The organism is Nocardia sp. CA-119907 (assembly GCF_050955995.1).
Classification (GTDB): Bacteria; Actinomycetota; Actinomycetes; order Mycobacteriales; family Mycobacteriaceae; genus Nocardia.
In genome coordinates, this window is sequence record NZ_CP192091.1 from 4556482 (window position 1) to 4571683 (window position 15202).

A 15202-nucleotide genomic window follows, 5' to 3' on the forward strand; every position below is an offset into this window, starting at 1 on the left:
GGATTCCGATGACCACCACCGACCTTGCCCGGGCGAGGGGCCGTTCCACATCACCACCGAATGCCGATTCCGCAGCTGGACAGAGCCTGGCGGGACTGCTGCGACCCTACCTACGGAGTTTCGCCGCCGTTGTCATCCTGCAGGTGGTCGGCGCTATCGCGGGTCTGGCACCGTTGCTGGCAGTGGTCGAATTGGGTCGAACCCTGTTGTCGCCCAACCAGATCGATCACGACTATGTCCGGATCGTCGTGATCACGGGTACGGTCGGTTTGTTCATCCGACTGGTCTGCACAGCCGCGTCATCGGGAATCGGGCATATTCTCGACGGCCGAGTACAACTCTCATTTCGCCGAAAACTGGCCGAGCGGCTGGGGCGGGTACCGATCGGGTGGTTCTCCCAGCGCCGGACCGGCGAGCTGGCAAAGGTGGTGGGGGAGGACGTGGCTGCCGTGCACCCGTTCATCGCCCACACTCCCGGCGAACTCGTCTCCGCATTCGTGGTGCCGCTGGTATCGCTGATCTACTTGTTCACCGTCGACTGGCGGCTCACGCTGATCACGCTGATACCGGTGGTGCTGGCAGTGGCGTTGGTCCCCCTGATGATGACCCCGCTTCGGCAGCGCGAGCAGACGGAATTCGATGCGGCCATGGCGCGGATTTCAGATGCGGCCATCGAGTTCGTGCAGGGTATCTCGGTGGTCAAGGTGTTCGGCGGATCCGGGCGCGCCCATCGCAAATTCCGCACGGCCGCAGATGTTTTCGTTAGCAGCTTCTACCAATGGGTGCACGGTGTCTCCGGGATCGCCGCGGGAATGCAGCTGGCGCTGTCACCGCCGTTCGTGCTGCTGGTCGTACTGATCGGCGGTGCGGCGCTGATCACGTCGGGCGGCATGGCACCGGCCGACTTGCTGCCCTTCCTACTGCTCGGCCTGGGCCTGACGGCTCCGGTCGCGGCTCTGGGCCACGGCTTCGACGATATGCAGGCCGCAGGGCGTGCGGTCGGCCGGATCCGGGAGGTACTCGAGGTGCCGTCGCTCCCCGAACCGGCGAAACTGGTTGCGCCACAAGGTCACCGAGTGGAGCTGCATGACGTTCGATTCGGCTACGACGCCGATCACGAGGTGCTGCGCGGGATCGATCTGGTCCTCGAACCGGGGACGGTCACCGCGGTCGTCGGACCGTCGGGAAGCGGAAAATCCACGTTGGTTCAGCTGTTGCCGCGGTTCTTCGACCCGACCCACGGTTCGGTCGCGCTGGGCGGTGTCGATCTGCGCGAAATCGGCAGCCGCGAGCTGTACCGGATGGTCTCCTTCGTCTTCCAAGACGTTCGCCTGCTGCGCGCATCGGTCGCGGACAATATCGCACTGGCGGTACCGCATGCCGACCTCGACGACGTGGTTCGCGTCGCCCGGCTGGCGAATATTCATGACCGGATCCTCGAACTGCCGCGCGGGTACGAAACGGTCATCAATGAAGAGGCCGGACTCTCGGGTGGCGAGGCACAGCGGATCTCGATCGCACGCGCACTGCTCGCCGACACCCCCGTTCTGGTGCTCGACGAGGCGACCGCCTTCGCCGATCCGCAGACCGAACTGGCGGTGCGCCAGGCCCTTTCGACACTGGAACGGGATCGAACAATTCTGGTCATCGCCCATCGCCTGGAGACCGTCGCCGACGCCGATACCGTCGTGATGCTGGAGAACGGGTCGATCGTCGAGCGCGGCAGGCCCGCCGAATTACTCGCACAGAACGGAAGATTCGCCGCGTTCTGGCAATCCCATCGATCGGCTGTCGCCGACGAGATCGAAACCCCCGCTGGCATAGCGCAAGGAGACGAGCCCCGATGATTCGAATGCTGCTGCGCGTGCTGGGACCCGAGTACGCCAGGCCGGTGCGCCGCACCGTAGCCATGATGACCACGACCGCGATAGCCGAGGGTCTGTCCTACGCACTGCTGGTTCCGGTGCTGCGGGAACTGTTCGGGCGCAGTCCCGGAGATGCACGGCCCTGGCTGATCGCGTTCGGTACGGCCGTCGCGGTCTACGCGGCACTGCGCTATCGCAGCGATCTGTCCGGTTTCCGCGTCGGGACAACGCTATTGCGCGGTATGTACCACCGTCTCGGCGATCATCTGGCCCGATTGCCCATCGGCTGGTACAGCGCAGGCCGTGTGGGGGAGGTGTCCGTACTGGCCAGCCGTGGCGTCCTGCAGGCGATGAGCGTTATCGCGCATCTGCTCGCACCGTTCATCTCCGCCTGTGTGACCCCTTTGACGATCGTTGTCGTGATGCTCGCCTTCAATTGGCAGATGGGGCTGGCCGCCTTGTTCGCCGCACCGATTGTGGCGGCGATCCAGATCTGGACGAGACGCTCGACAGCCACCACCGATGCGGAGCATGCCGAACGTGACCATGAGGCCACCGGGCGAGTCGTCGAATATCTCCAGGCCCAGCCGGTGCTGCGCGCGGGCGGCCGGACCGTCGAACGCTTCCGGCTGCTCGACGACTCGCTGCAGGACCTCGAGCGCGCGTCCCGCCGTTCCACCCTGTCGGCGCTGCCCGGCGTATTGGGTTTGACGCTCACGGTGCAGGCGGTGTTCACCGTGTTGCTGATCCTGGGCGCCTACCTCGCGCTCAGCGGAAGTATCGGCGCGGCAGAGATTTTGACGATCCTGGTGCTGGCAGCACGCTGTGCGGATCCGCTGCTGTCACTGTCGGCTATCGGCGGCAAACTGCGCGGCGCACGTTCCGTGCTCGCCGGACTCGACACGATCTTGCGCACCGATCCGCTGCCGGAGGCTCCCGATCCGATCCAGCCGGTCGGCCATGGCCTGGAGTTCGAGTCCGTCGCATTCGAGCACGGCGGCCGCACGGTGATCGACGATGTGTCATTGTCCGTGCCAGCGGGCCAGCGGCTCGCCATTGTCGGACCGTCGGGTGCGGGTAAGAGTACATTGCTGCAGTTGCTCGCGCGGTTCTACGACGTGAAGGCGGGCGCGGTGCGGGTTGGCGGTGTCGATGTGCGCGCGATCGACACGAAGGTACTGATGGCGCAGATCGCCATCGTCTTCCAGGATGTCTATCTCTTCGACGGCACGATCGAGGAGAACGTACGCCTCGGCCGTCCCGGCGCCGACGACGCCGAGGTGCGGGCGGCGGCGACCGCGGCGCGGTTGGACGAGGTGATCGAGCGATTGCCCGGAGGCTGGGCGACCGATGTCGGCGAGGGCGGCGCACTGCTGTCCGGTGGTGAGCGCCAACGCATTTCGATCGCGCGGGCACTGCTGAAGAACGCGCCCATCGTATTGCTGGACGAGGTGACCTCGGCACTGGACCCGGTGAACGAAGCCGCCGTCCACGAAGGCATCGAACGCCTCATGGCGGGCCGAACGGTGGTGCTGGTCGCGCATCGGCTGCGGACCGTCCAACGCGCCGATCGCATCATCTTTCTGGACAACGGCCGAATCGTGGAGCAAGGCAGCCACGCCGAACTGCTGCGCCGCCATGGCCGCTACGCCGCCTTCTGGAATCTTTCGCTGACACCAGCGGTGTGACCGTTCGCTCCCGAAATTCGCGGGCGCCGCTCTCTCAGCCCTGGCGACGTAGAGCGATGGATGTACTGGGATGGTCGTGCAGGAATTTTGGTACGACCATTCGCCAGGCGTCGACGATCAATTCGCGCATCTCGTATTCGTCGATCGCGGCCATCCAGCAGTCGACCCAGTTGTAGCGCTGATCCGATGGCCGTGGCAGCCGGAACTTCTCCGGTTCGGCGGCGATGAGCGTCGCGCGCTCGGTCTTGGGAAAGGCGAAGCCCATGACGGATTCGTCGCGGGAGAAGGCGATATAGACGATCCGCCCGACGCGGAACTTGATGCGGTCCGCGACGACCACCTCGTAGGAGCGAGGCAAGGTGAGCGCCAGTTCGCGCACATCGTCGACGGTGACCATACGCCGATGATGCCACCCGGCTCCGACACCGTCGTCCGCAGAAATAACCCCCGGTACTGACCTCGATCCCAGCAGCGCACAACATCCAACGGTCGGCGCGTGGCGAAAGCTACCGCTGATGCGTTGGTATGACTCGATTCTCGGCGTCGGGGCCCGGTTGTGCGCGGTGCGGTAGTTCGGCATTGACCGATCGTCCGAGTGCCTCGAGATCCGCACGCAGCGGCTGGTACAGCGCGAACGACAGGGTGAAGGCAACTGCCCCGCCTACGGTCAGGCCGGTGATCGAGCCGATGACCAACCGCAGATCGCTCGGATCCAGGAAGCTCGTCCCGAGTGCCACACCGAGAGGCGGGATCAATGCGGCGGCCAGCAACATTCGAGTCGCTTGACGTGCCAATCGGCCGAGCTGTTCTGCATCGGTGGCGGTAGTTCTGCCATAGAGCAGCAGAGCCGGGTAGTACCAGCGCACCACGTGGTAGTTGACGAGGAAGTACGGGTATACCGCTGCGATGGCCCCGCACAGCAGGTGGGTGGCGAAGATGTTGATCAGCATCCCGGCGGGCAGTTCGCTCACCATGAGCACTGTTGTACCCAGGACGATCAGCGCCAAGGACCATCCCACCAACATGATCAGCGCGGCGCGCTTACCGCAGGCCAGTGTGTCCGATCGCGTTCTGGCCAGTTTTGCCGCGCTGTATCGTCTGCCCTTGCGCATTCCCCACGGCACGGTGATGACGCTGTGGGAGAGGTAGAGGATGAGTCCGGCGCAGAACAGATGGAAGCTCACGCCGACGATCGCCACCATCCTGGCGAAGGTCGGCTTACCCGTGGCGGGTAGGTGCGTGTTCAACAGCGTCACATTATGTTCGTACAGATAGAGCAGGGCCAGCATCTGCCCGATGATGAGGGCGGTCGTCACGACCGGCACCGGCCGCAGGGCAAGTCGCTGCCGCATACTGCCGCGTGGCGGGTCGACCAGATCCCGAGCCCGGGCGTCCAGGCACAGTGCCAGTTGTTGGGCGAGCTCGCCGCTGGATGCCCATCGGTCCACGGGCCGCGGTGCGAGGCAGGTCGACAGCACACGGCGCAACGTCTCGGGACAGTCAGCGGGCAGGTCGGCGAGTGCGGTGTGCCCGATTCCTCCTCGCCGGAGGGCGAGCATACGTTCGAGCGAAGTGGCCGAATCGCCAGCGTCGGTCTCGTCGTCGAATGGCCTTCGGCCGGTCAGCAGCTCCCACAGCATTACACCGAGGGCATAGATATCGCTGCGGGCGTCGAGATCCTCGGCCCGTCCCGGTAGATACGGATGGCATGCTTCCAGCTGCTCGGGTGACATGTAGGCCAGCGACCCGCCGAAGTATGCGGCGGGACCGGCACCCGGAATGTGGTTGCTGAAGCTGATATTGAAATCCGCCAATTTCGGGACACCTTCGGCAGTCAGCAGTACATTCGCCGGCTTGATATCTCGGTGCAGCACGCCGCGCTGTGCGGCATAGTCGAGGGCCTCGGCGAGTCTGCGGCCGAGCCAGGCAATCGTTTCCGGCCACGACAGGGCGGCGATGGTGCGGCGAGCTTCGGACCCGGTAGGACGAATACCCTTCTCGCCCAACACCTGATCGACGACATCGAGCAGCAACCGGCCGCTGCGCCGACTCGGTGACACGTCGGCGGCGCGCTGTAAAAGGCTGAGCAGGGTGCCGCCGGGGACGTACTCCATGTAGAGCAGTTTGAGGTCGCGATCTGCCAGCAGTCGTTGGTCGAAAACGCGAACGATATAGGGGTGGTCGAGCTGCGCCAGTGTCTGCGGCTCCATCCCGTGATTGTGGGAGATCTTCAGTGCCACAAGCCGTTCCATCGACAGTTGACGGGCCAGGAAGACACTGGCGAATGCACCGCTGCCGAGCTCGAGCAGCAGGTCGAAATCGTCGATCCGGTCGCCGATGTCGAGACGGGTGAGCGCGCCGTGCGCGCGTGGACTTGCGATCAGCGTGCTGCGGTAGCGGGTGTCGAGTCCAGGTCGGGCTGTCTGCGCGTATGCCGCAGAATCGATCGCCACGCCCTTGCGTCGCAGGCAGTGGAGCTCTTCGTACACCAGGTCCGGTGGTAGCGGAATCGCCTGGAGCTCAGGAAATTCACTGGTGTAGTCGCCGAGCCGCTTGGGCTGCTCGTCACGCCGCCACCGATTGACCATATCGACCTTGATCAACTCGATGAGGCAGATCCTGCGGAACTCCGATACGGCAGGTCCGGGTAGGTATTCGGCGAGGTCCGGTGCCGAGTCCTGCTCATCCCAAGCGCCGGCGAACCGTGCGACCACCGCCGCCAGTCCGGCTTGGGTGGCGATCGCCGGATCGCTACGAACGGCTCGATTACTGCTTCGCGTCAGGTTATGAGGGTTGTTCGCCATAGGATCCTCGTTTGCCCGAGATGCACCCCGCCGCGGCCCCTCATTCGCTGGAGTCGAACTGGGGTTACGGCGTGTCGAGCTTGCCTGCCTTCGCGGCAACCCAGGCCAGGTTTTCGTGCACGATGTCACTGTGCGCGCCGAACGGCGGTTGGCCGTTCATTACGGTATCGGAGGCATCGATATTGACCAGCTCGCCCGCGACGAACGGATAGTCGTCACCTACGCCGCGTAGCTCGACCTCGGCTACATCGAATGCTCCGACTGCTCCCATCGCCGTCCAGGGATTGTCACCGTGCGCGCCCGCGGCGTTGTCTCCCGCGACCTTCGACGCAAGGGGGTAGAAATTGCCCAATGCTCCGTCGTGGCTGGAGAAGCAGACCGAAACGGGCCCGTCCACCTGGCTGGATCGTCCGGCCAGACCGCCACGGCGGTTCCGATCGAACGGCAACGGGTCCGCGAACGCGAAGCTCGAGAACGCACCCTGCAGCAGCGTGACAGATTTCACCGGCGACGGGACCAGGCCGTCGGGCAGTCCGGTCAGGGCATACGACACGACCCGCGCGCCGAAGCTGTGCCCGATCAGATTGATGCGCAGATTCGGGAATTCCCGATTCAGCTGTCCCAGAAGCGGTCCCAGGCCCTGCTCGCCGACGACACCGGCGCGGTTCTTCATCTGCCAGTACGTCAGCGTCCGTAGCGCCTCTTTGGCGCCGTGCAGCACCTTCCCGAGAAAGTCACCGATTCCGGCAGCGCCACCCTGCGCCGAATCGAGGTCGACGCCCGATCTCATCAGCTCCATCGCGAAGTCCCGGAACACCTTCGACGCATCGTTGTCCGGGCTGAGCATCGGGGGAAATCCGGTGTCCGCGCTGCCGTCCGGGCCTTCGCTGTCGGCATTTCCCGGGAACGTGGCGATGCTGAACTCGCGCATCTGTCCGAACAGCTCGTCGAAGGTACCGCCGTCCGGTTCTTCGGTTCCCAACAGTTCCGCGATCCGATCGAGCTGTTGCGCACCATCCGGAAAGGACGCCTTCAACATCTGCAAGGTGTCGGCATCGAGCGCAGGTGATCCGGCGGGAACGGATTCCCGGCGGCCCGCTGCCGCGGCTCCGGTGGGCGCCGCGGCGGGCGCGAAATCCCCGATCGGCTCGTCTGTCCAGCGCTCCGACGGCCACACCACGCCCACGTACCCGATCCGGCGCGTCGCGACGGTCGGCAATGTGTCCAGCTTTCCGAACCACCGCTGGTACAGATCGACCGCCTTACCCCGGTCGTTGTTCCAGCCATGCGAGAACACCATCAGATCGGTGACCGCCCGCTCGCGCACACCCGCGACGAGTTCGTCCGCGCCGACCTGATCGACATCGCCGTCCTTATCGAACGAAACGATCCACAGTGGCTTATCGCCAACAAATTCCGGCATTTCTCTCACTCCTTAGTCGCCGGGTTCAGACCGATTGCAGGGCTCGCATCAGATCGACGAGTCCGCCGCCTTCGAGATAGCGATCGCGCCCCAGCGGCGTCGCCGACTCGACAAAGATCCGCTTGACCGATTCGGGGTCGCCGATGAATTCGCGCCGGACCGACAGGAACGCCGCGATGGCACCCGACACATGTGGGGCGGCCATGCTGGTGCCGCTCTGCTCGATATACACGGCCGCGCCTTCCTCACGTCTGCCCAATGATCGAAAGGCGTCCGCACCGAGCTTGCCCGCGGCAGCGGATGTGATGCGTTCGCCCGGAGCCACCAGGTCCGGCTTCATCCGCCCGTCGCCGGTCGGCCCGCGTGACGAGAAGTAGGAGATGCCATAGGTATGTGGCGCGTCGCGGTGCGTCGAACCGACGGTGACCGCACGCTTGGCATTTCCCGGATCGTTGATCGTCATTCCGGTGCTGAACCGGTTGGGCGCGTTCTGGTCTTCGACGAAGAGGCTGACGTAGGCCGAGTTGCCGGCCGCGACGACCACGATGACGCCACTGCGGACGAGCTTGTCGACCGCGATACACAGCGGACTGCTCCCACACGCGTACCACGCCGGATCGAATCCGTAGCCGAGGCTGAGGTTTACACCGTGGATACGGAGTGCGCTATCGCTGGCCGCGTTGACCTTGCGCACATAGGACAGCGCTTGGATCACCCGCCCGACGCGTGCCGTTTCATTGCCCTTCGCGCCGAGCACCTTGAGACTCACCAGCCTTGCCCGCGGCGCGATCCCGGAAAGGCGCGCCGGCTCGGCGACCGTGCGTCTGCGCAGCTCGGCGCCGTCGGCGGTGTTGTACCGATTCTCGGTGACGACAACCTTTTTCGCCCATCCGCTGAGTCCGCCCGCGATGATTCCGGCGACATGGGTACCGTGCCCCTCGTCATCGACGAGCGCACCGTCACGAACGGGAGGTCCGTCTCCCGGGCACGTGCGATGCAGATCGCGCACGGAGCGATCGCTGACGGTCGCATTGGCGAGGAAATGCGGATGGCTCTGGTCTATGCCCGAATCCACGACGGCCCAGACGATTCCCTCGCCATAGGCATTGAAGGATCGTTGCGCGGCTTCGGCTTTGATCGTCACGAAGGACTGGTCGATCTGACCGTGGATCTCGAAGTCCGGCCAGATGCGTTGCATTGCCCGGGCCAACATGTCCGACACCACGGCATCCGCGGACACGAGCCCCTCGATCTGGTCCGGGGTCAACCGTCCGGTCGCGTACTCGTCTGTGAGGCGGTACGGGGCACCAGCAGCCGCGACAAGCTTCCAGAGCTCTTTGAGCCGGTTGAACGCGGCATTGAGGCCGCGGCCGTAGCTCGCGTTGAGCTCGACCATGACGGATACCGGATCGTCCGCCCCGACCGGCATCGCGATACCCATCTCGGCTGATCGGGCGTGCTCGGATCTGCGTGTCTCGAGATGGGCGCGCAACGGTGGAGCGATCACGCCAGCGACCGGCGGCCTGCCCGGCGTGCCGGTTGCTGACGTCTTCGCCTGCGCCTGCGCCGGAACATAGGCCGCTGCGCGGACGACCGCCTCGGGCGCCCGGCTCCGGCCGAGCGTAGTGAGTTCGATCGCCCCCTGCACGACGAACTCGTCATCACGCAGCTTGCTCACGGCATCGGAAACCGCCACCCACCACATCGGCTCGCCGGCCATCGAATCGCGTTCGCCCGCCTCGAACTTGGCGGCGAATCGCGCGGCGACCATCGTCAGCAACCTCTTCTGGTTCACCGTCTTGCCCGTGGGCACAGTGTCGAGGACCGACAGCACCCTGTCCTTCCAGACGTTGATGTCACCCATGGCTCCGGCTCCCGCACATCATGCTCGGATTGCGATCCGCGCTCTCAGCTTGCAGGCGCTATCGCTGCTGGTCACGGGTAGTTCACTACTCGATTTCGCGATGCGGCCCGCATTGTGGATGCGTGTTCATCGCGCGCAGGCGGGTCAGCGTTTCGGGCTCAACGGTGCAGCGAGGTTTCGCGTTCCATATGCGACAGCTTCTCCGGGTTGCGCACGGAGTAGATGCCGCTGATGAGTCCGTCGTCGATGCGCACCGCCATCACGCTGTCGAGCTCCCCGTTCAGCCGGATGATCAGTGCCGGGTATCCATTGACCTGGGTTGGTTGCAGCGTCGCAGTGGCGCCGATCGTGTTCCAGTAGATGGCGAACAGTCGAGCCACCTGGTCGGCCCCGATGATGGGGCGTGGGAGGGCCTGTTTGATGCCGCCACCGTCGTTGAGCGCGACCACGTCGGGCGCGAGGATCGCCAGCAGGCCCTGGATGTCGCCGGTCTCGACCGCTCGCTGGAATGCCGCGAGTGCGTCTCGGGTCTCGGCCGAGGAAACGACTCCGCGCGGCCGGCGGGCCGCGACATGTGCCCGTGCGCGGTGGGCGATCTGGCGGACCGTGACCGGGGATTTGTCGACGGCTTCGGCGATTTCGTCGTAGGCCAGGTCGAATACCTCACGCAGCACGAACACCGCGCGCTCGGTCGGGGTGAGTGTCTCGAGCACGAGCAGCATCGCCATCGAGACGCTATCGGCCAGTTCGATGTCCTCGGCCACGTCGGGGGCGGTGAGCAGCGGCTCGGGCAGCCAGGGGCCGACGTAGGACTCCTTGCGCCGGTCCAGGGTGCGCAGTCGGCTCAGGGCCTGGCGGGTGGTGATGCGCACCAGGTAGGCGCGCTGATCCTGCACGGTCACCAGGTCGACTCCAGCCCACCGTAGCCAGGTTTCCTGCAGCACGTCTTCGGCGTCGGCGGCCGAGCCGAGCATCTCGTAGGCGACGGTGAACAGCAGTTTGCGGTGCGCGAGGAACGCATCGGTGGCCGGGTCCGGCCGGTCGTGCGGCAACGACTCGGCCGTATCAATCGTTCGCTCGCCTTCGCTCATCGCCGGCTCCTGCCTGTCGTCCGCTCTCGACTGTGCCACACACACCAGACGCCGCTCCCGCCCGCTTTGTGACACCTCTGACCGGTGACGGATGTCACGCTGCTGCGACGTCACATCGGCGCGGCCGTCGGCATCTTGTGTTCGTCCAGTTATGCAGACAGGAGGCCGACATGCAGGTGTTGATAGTGGGCAGCGGCTACTCGGGCACGCTCGTGGCGAACCGGGTCGCCAAGAAGGTGAAGGATGCCGAGATCACGGTGATCAACCCGCGCCCGGACTTCGTGGAGCGGGTACGGCTGCACCAGCAGATCGCGGGAACATACTCGGCGGCCACGCCCCTGGCAGAGGTGCTGCGGGAAGGCATCAGAACACGGGTCGGCACCGCCGACAAGATCGGCGACGGTGCCATCGCCCTCACCGACGGTGCGCGAATCGACTTCGACTACGCCTTCCTGGCCGTGGGCAGCACCGTTGTGCCGATGCCGGGAACGGTCCCGGTGGGCTCGTGGGAAGGCGCGCAACAAGCTCGCGCGGCGCTGGCCGACCTGCCCGCGGGCGGCCAGGTCACCGTCATCGGGGGTGGTCCGACGGGCATCGAGACGGCGGCCGAAATAGCCGAGGCCAGACCGGATGTGCGGGTGCGGCTGGTCGGTTCCTCGGTGGGCGGCGGCCTTTCCGAAGGCGCGTACGGGCGGGTTCGTTCCGGCTTGGAACGGCTCACGGTCGAGATCGTCGACGATGAGGTGGCCGAAATCGGTTCGGGCGCAGGGCAGTTCGACGGTAGCGTGCGGCTGCGGTCGGGTTCGGAGCTGGCCTCCGATCTGACGCTGTGGGCGATCGTGTCAGGTGTCCCCGACCTCGCGGCGCGCAGTGGTCTCGCGGTCGATGCGCGCGGTCGTGCCGTCGTCGATGAGTTCCTGCGCAGCGTCAGCGATGAGCGGATCTTCGCCGTCGGCGACTGCGCGGCCGTGCCCGGAGCGCGCTTCGCCTGTTATACCGCACTGCCGCAAGGCATTCACGCGGCCGACAATTTCGCTCGCCTGCGCAAAGGCCGCAAGCCCAAGCCGCATTCCCTGCCGTATTTCACCCGTGGCTTCTCGCTGGGCAGGAAGGACGCGGTGGCCCAGTTCACCCATGCCGACGACACCGTCCGGCGCATCTACCTCGCCGGACGGCCCGCGGTCGCACTCAAGGAAATGGTGACCCACAGCGCGTTCGCCACCGCCCGCGCAGGCGTTTCCAGCTTCTGATGAACAGCACCACAGGAGGATCGAACATGCTCGAGATCGGCATCATCATCGGCAGTACCCGGCCCGGCCGCAACGGTGACCGGGTGGCCCAATGGGTACAGGAGCTGGCGGCCGAACATGCCTGCGACGCCGCGGAGTTCGAGCTGGTGGACCTGAAGGACTACCAGCTGCCACTGCTGGACGAGCCGATCCCGGCGGGCAGGGCGCCGGGCCAGCAGCCGCACACCCGGCGGTGGGCCGAGCGGATCGGCTCGTACGACGCCTACATCTTCGTTACGCCCGAGTACAACACCGCTCCGCCCGCCTCACTCGGCAACGCTATCGACTACCTGCACAGCGAGTGGGCCGGTAAGCCCGTCGCCTACGTGGGTTACGGCATCCACGGCGCGGTCATGGCGGTGCAGAAGCTGCGTGCGCAGGCGGGCGTGCTGCGAATGGCGGATATCGGGCCGCAAGTGGCGCTGACCCTGCGTGAGGACTTCGTGAATTCCACCGATTTTCGGCCGCGGGAGCTGCACGTGGCGCAGGTGCACGGGCTGGTCGACGAGTTGCTGGCGTGGGCGCGGGCACTCGGTCCACTGCGTGTGCCTGCCCTGGCCGTGTCCCAGCAGGCGCAATAACGAGAGAGGACAGTTGTCATGCGTATCACGGTCTTCGGAGCCAATGGTCCCACCGGCCGCCTGCTCACCGGCCGGGCACTCACCGCCGGACATCAGGTCACCGCGGTTACCCGGCAGCCGGAATCGTTTCCGCTGCACCATGATCGGCTCGAGGTAGTCGGTGCCGATGTGTTCGATCCGGTGGCCGTCGACGCCGCGGTCGCGGAGCGGGATGCGGTGCTGTCGGCGCTCGGGGTGCCCGCCGGAAAGGAACCGATCACGACCTATTCGCGTGGTGCGGCCAATATTGTCGCGGCCATGGAACGACATCGGGTGCGTCGGCTCGTCGTCGTCAGCTCGGGCGCCGTCGAACCGCAGCCGTATTCCGATGGAGGGTTCCTGTTCAACCGCGTATTGCTGCCCTATGTGACGGGTGTGGTGGGTAAGACGCTGTACGACGATATGCGGCGGATGGAAACACTGATCCGCGCCAGCGATCTGGACTGGACGATCGTGCGCCCGAGCGGGCTCTATCACCTGCCCTCGGTCACCGACTACACCGTCGTCGAGGGCCACGCCGACGGCAGGTTCACCGCTCGTGTGGACCTGGCCGCGAGCATGTTGGCCATGCTGAACGAAGACCGCTACGTCCGCACCACCGTCGGCGTCATCACCACCTCCGACAACCCCACCTTGTTCCAGTGGATCCGTGGCGAAGCACTCGCCAAGCACTGAGCCGATCGGGTGCGCACGCCTTTTCGACGGAACGCAATGATGAAGCGGGCAACCGGTTTTCGGTGCCCGCTCCGCATCTCGCCTCGAGCAGTGTCGATCGCTACGCTGCACGACAGCGGCTCGGATGACGTTGAGCGCCACCAGGAAGATCAGGGGAGTCGGTCGGCAGTGGCGGCCACGACCGGCGCGACTGTCACGTAGACGAGCATCTTGATGGTCAGCGCGATGCCGAGGACGGCCGCCACGTCCGGCCCGGCGAGTTCGTAGGCGAGCAGCCCGAGTGCGACGGTGGTGAGCCCGGTGCCGAACAGAGCCGACACCTGAGCGGTGAACAGTTTTACTGGTGGAGGAGTGCTATTCCTAGCGTGCGCTGTTCCCTGCTGTTGCAGAGTCGGCAACGACCCGCAGAGGTCGAAGGGGGCGCCAGGTCACTGGCACCTCGCGCATCAGCAAGGCGCAGTCGAGCACCGCGCTGCCCGGCGGGAACCGGTCGCGGTCGTCGAAGACCGTGGACCGAATCGAGCGGATATCGACCGGCTCCACGTGCCACGAGTCCGTTCCGAGTTCGAGCCCATCGAGGCATTGACCGCCGCGCGTGGCCGAGAATCCGGCCGAGCCACGCCGAAAGAAGTCCGATGCCTGCGCCAGATCGGCGAACAGTTCGCTTCCCTGGAACCGCTCGGCGGTCCGGACGTCCACGCTCACCGAGATCATCTCGTCACGACTGGCGAAGGCCACATGCAGGTCCTTCGCCGTCTCCCGCACGTCGAACCGCGCCAAACTGTGCTCACCCGGAAACAGTCGGCCACCGGCAAGGACGTTGATCACCGAGCCGCTGTCGCGACGCGCGATGTACACACCAGTTGAGCGTCCCTGCGGACCATCCCACTCAACCGCGATGCGATGTGCCGCGTTCTCGCTGCGCAGCCCGACCCAGCCGGGTAGCCAACTGGGCCGAAACTGTCCGAGGCGGATCAAGCAGATGCCGGCAACCGCCCAACCGCCAACCAGTTGAGGTCGCATCGGCGGCGGCACCAAGCTCGCGGCAGCCTTGGGGTCAACTCGGTAGTTCACAAGAAGACGTCGCTCGACGACGCTGGACATCCGCGGAGGTCTCATTCGTCACCCCTGTTCTTCGTGGTTCGCAGTCTGCGCTGCCTGACGACGACCTGTTCTGGGCAGATCGCGCTCAGGAACCTGCCGACACACAACGCCAGCCGTTCCTCGATAAGCGAATAGAAGATCCGATTGGCGACTCGTCGCTCTCGGACGAGCCCGGCTGCCTTGAGTACGCCCAAATGTCGGGAGATCGAAGGACCACTGATCGGAAACCTCGCGGCAATATCACCCGCGGTCAACTCGCCAGAGCGGAGATCCTCCAGGATCTGCCGGCGCGTCGAGTCGGCCAGCGCGCGGAACACACTGGCTTCCTCCTCAGGGGCGAGTTCGCTCATGTTTACAATTTAGCACTATAGCTAAATAGCGAAACAGTTAGAGAGGACTCCGGCACCCCAGCGACAACGGTCGCCTGTTGCATGACAGGCAACCAGCAGTGCAGCACGTGGGTGAGCCTCACAATTACTGGCGGACAACGTGGTTCGCCGGAAAGGAGTGCATCCGGGTGGCGAGGTGAGCTGATAGCTCCTCGAGGAACCAGGCCGCGCCACGAACCGGGATCGGCACCGCCGCCTCGAGCGCGGCCACCACCGACTCCGGTGTCATCGCTGGAACCGCGGAGGTCGGCCCGGCCACCGCCGCGGTCATCGTGGCGTCCATTCGCGCGGCCTGCTGGGCAAGGCGGGCGGCGGTCGATGGAGGAGTCACAGGCCCCACTGCTCTCCGGGACAAGCGGCGATCGGATGGAAGATCCACCCGCTCAACAG

General features: G+C 65.5%; 13 protein-coding genes and 1 pseudogene. 5 read left to right on the forward strand and 9 right to left on the reverse strand.

Annotated elements, in window-relative coordinates:
• Nucleotides 1-8: 8 nt before the first annotated feature.
• Both ACQP2D_RS20095 and ACQP2D_RS20100 read left to right on the forward strand, forming a co-directional pair.
• A complete protein-coding gene (locus tag ACQP2D_RS20095) occupies nt 9-1847 on the forward strand; it encodes an ABC transporter ATP-binding protein (RefSeq protein WP_433685242.1) in 1839 nt (612 codons plus the stop codon).
• On the forward strand, nt 1844-3553 hold the full coding sequence (locus tag ACQP2D_RS20100; RefSeq protein ID WP_433685243.1) for an ABC transporter ATP-binding protein: 1710 nt from the start codon (nt 1844-1846) through the stop codon (nt 3551-3553). The genes ACQP2D_RS20095 and ACQP2D_RS20100 overlap by 4 nt, the downstream gene beginning before the upstream one ends.
• A gap of 34 nt (nt 3554-3587) precedes the next feature.
• Here ACQP2D_RS20100 and ACQP2D_RS20105 read toward each other — a convergent pair whose 3' ends face one another.
• From ACQP2D_RS20105 to ACQP2D_RS20125, 5 genes are all read right to left on the reverse strand, one after another.
• A complete protein-coding gene (locus ACQP2D_RS20105) occupies nt 3588-3950 on the reverse strand; it encodes an MmcQ/YjbR family DNA-binding protein (RefSeq protein WP_433685244.1) in 363 nt (120 codons plus the stop codon).
• Nucleotides 3951-4059: 109 nt separating this feature from the next.
• Nucleotides 4060-6357: a serine/threonine-protein kinase gene (locus ACQP2D_RS20110; RefSeq protein ID WP_433685245.1), complete on the reverse strand. Its 2298-nt coding sequence runs from the start codon at nt 6355-6357 to the stop codon at nt 4060-4062.
• 64 nt (nt 6358-6421) lie between these two features.
• Nucleotides 6422-7780 carry a serine-threonine protein kinase gene (locus ACQP2D_RS20115; protein ID WP_433685246.1) on the reverse strand — a complete coding sequence of 453 codons (1359 nt, stop codon included), beginning with the start codon at nt 7778-7780 and terminating at the stop codon, nt 6422-6424.
• Nucleotides 7781-7805: 25 nt separating this feature from the next.
• Nucleotides 7806-9644: a S8 family peptidase gene (locus ACQP2D_RS20120; protein ID WP_433685247.1), complete on the reverse strand. Its 1839-nt coding sequence runs from the start codon at nt 9642-9644 to the stop codon at nt 7806-7808.
• 158 nt (nt 9645-9802) lie between these two features.
• Nucleotides 9803-10735, reverse strand: coding sequence for an RNA polymerase sigma-70 factor (locus ACQP2D_RS20125; RefSeq protein ID WP_433685248.1), 933 nt, complete (start codon nt 10733-10735; stop codon nt 9803-9805).
• A gap of 170 nt (nt 10736-10905) precedes the next feature.
• Here ACQP2D_RS20125 and ACQP2D_RS20130 point away from each other — a divergent pair, with 170 nt between their 5' ends.
• From ACQP2D_RS20130 to ACQP2D_RS20140, 3 genes are read left to right on the forward strand one after another with little or no spacing between them, the layout of a single operon-like run.
• Nucleotides 10906-11985: an NAD(P)/FAD-dependent oxidoreductase gene (locus tag ACQP2D_RS20130; RefSeq protein WP_433685249.1), complete on the forward strand. Its 1080-nt coding sequence runs from the start codon at nt 10906-10908 to the stop codon at nt 11983-11985.
• A gap of 26 nt (nt 11986-12011) precedes the next feature.
• On the forward strand, nt 12012-12605 hold the full coding sequence (locus ACQP2D_RS20135; RefSeq protein ID WP_433685250.1) for an NADPH-dependent FMN reductase: 594 nt from the start codon (nt 12012-12014) through the stop codon (nt 12603-12605).
• An 18-nt stretch (nt 12606-12623) separates the two neighbouring features.
• Nucleotides 12624-13319: an NAD(P)-dependent oxidoreductase gene (locus ACQP2D_RS20140; RefSeq protein ID WP_433685251.1), complete on the forward strand. Its 696-nt coding sequence runs from the start codon at nt 12624-12626 to the stop codon at nt 13317-13319.
• Between the two features lie 108 nt (nt 13320-13427).
• Here ACQP2D_RS20140 and ACQP2D_RS20145 read toward each other — a convergent pair.
• The 4 genes and pseudogenes from ACQP2D_RS20145 to ACQP2D_RS20160 form a co-directional block, all read right to left on the reverse strand.
• A pseudogene (locus ACQP2D_RS20145) lies at nt 13428-13708 on the reverse strand (hypothetical protein); the annotation flags it as partial.
• The gene (locus ACQP2D_RS20150; RefSeq protein ID WP_433685252.1) at nt 13680-14438 is read right to left on the reverse strand and encodes a DUF2071 domain-containing protein; all 759 of its coding nucleotides are present in this window, start codon (nt 14436-14438) and stop codon (nt 13680-13682) included. The pseudogene ACQP2D_RS20145 and the gene ACQP2D_RS20150, both read right to left, overlap by 29 nt.
• Nucleotides 14435-14773, reverse strand: a complete 339-nt coding sequence (locus tag ACQP2D_RS20155) for a metalloregulator ArsR/SmtB family transcription factor (RefSeq protein ID WP_433685253.1) — start codon at nt 14771-14773, stop codon at nt 14435-14437. The genes ACQP2D_RS20150 and ACQP2D_RS20155 overlap by 4 nt, the downstream gene beginning before the upstream one ends.
• Before the next feature lie 124 nt (nt 14774-14897).
• Nucleotides 14898-15143 carry a hypothetical protein gene (locus ACQP2D_RS20160; RefSeq protein ID WP_433685254.1) on the reverse strand — a complete coding sequence of 82 codons (246 nt, stop codon included), beginning with the start codon at nt 15141-15143 and terminating at the stop codon, nt 14898-14900.
• Between the last annotated feature and the right edge of the window lie 59 nt (nt 15144-15202).

Excerpts from the sequence above, each read along its gene's own strand:
- ACQP2D_RS20095 (WP_433685242.1), top strand. The coding sequence starts at position 9 with ATGACCACCACCGACCTTGCCCGGGCGAGGGGCCGTTCCACATCACCA.
- ACQP2D_RS20100 (WP_433685243.1), top strand. The coding sequence starts at position 1,844 with ATGATTCGAATGCTGCTGCGCGTGCTGGGACCCGAGTACGCCAGGCCG.
- ACQP2D_RS20105 (WP_433685244.1), bottom strand. The coding sequence starts at position 3,950 with ATGGTCACCGTCGACGATGTGCGCGAACTGGCGCTCACCTTGCCTCGC.
- ACQP2D_RS20110 (WP_433685245.1), bottom strand. The coding sequence starts at position 6,357 with ATGGCGAACAACCCTCATAACCTGACGCGAAGCAGTAATCGAGCCGTT.
- ACQP2D_RS20115 (WP_433685246.1), bottom strand. The coding sequence starts at position 7,780 with ATGCCGGAATTTGTTGGCGATAAGCCACTGTGGATCGTTTCGTTCGAT.
- ACQP2D_RS20120 (WP_433685247.1), bottom strand. The coding sequence starts at position 9,644 with ATGGGTGACATCAACGTCTGGAAGGACAGGGTGCTGTCGGTCCTCGAC.
- ACQP2D_RS20125 (WP_433685248.1), bottom strand. The coding sequence starts at position 10,735 with ATGAGCGAAGGCGAGCGAACGATTGATACGGCCGAGTCGTTGCCGCAC.
- ACQP2D_RS20130 (WP_433685249.1), top strand. The coding sequence starts at position 10,906 with ATGCAGGTGTTGATAGTGGGCAGCGGCTACTCGGGCACGCTCGTGGCG.
- ACQP2D_RS20135 (WP_433685250.1), top strand. The coding sequence starts at position 12,012 with ATGCTCGAGATCGGCATCATCATCGGCAGTACCCGGCCCGGCCGCAAC.
- ACQP2D_RS20140 (WP_433685251.1), top strand. The coding sequence starts at position 12,624 with ATGCGTATCACGGTCTTCGGAGCCAATGGTCCCACCGGCCGCCTGCTC.
- ACQP2D_RS20150 (WP_433685252.1), bottom strand. The coding sequence starts at position 14,438 with ATGAGACCTCCGCGGATGTCCAGCGTCGTCGAGCGACGTCTTCTTGTG.
- ACQP2D_RS20155 (WP_433685253.1), bottom strand. The coding sequence starts at position 14,773 with ATGAGCGAACTCGCCCCTGAGGAGGAAGCCAGTGTGTTCCGCGCGCTG.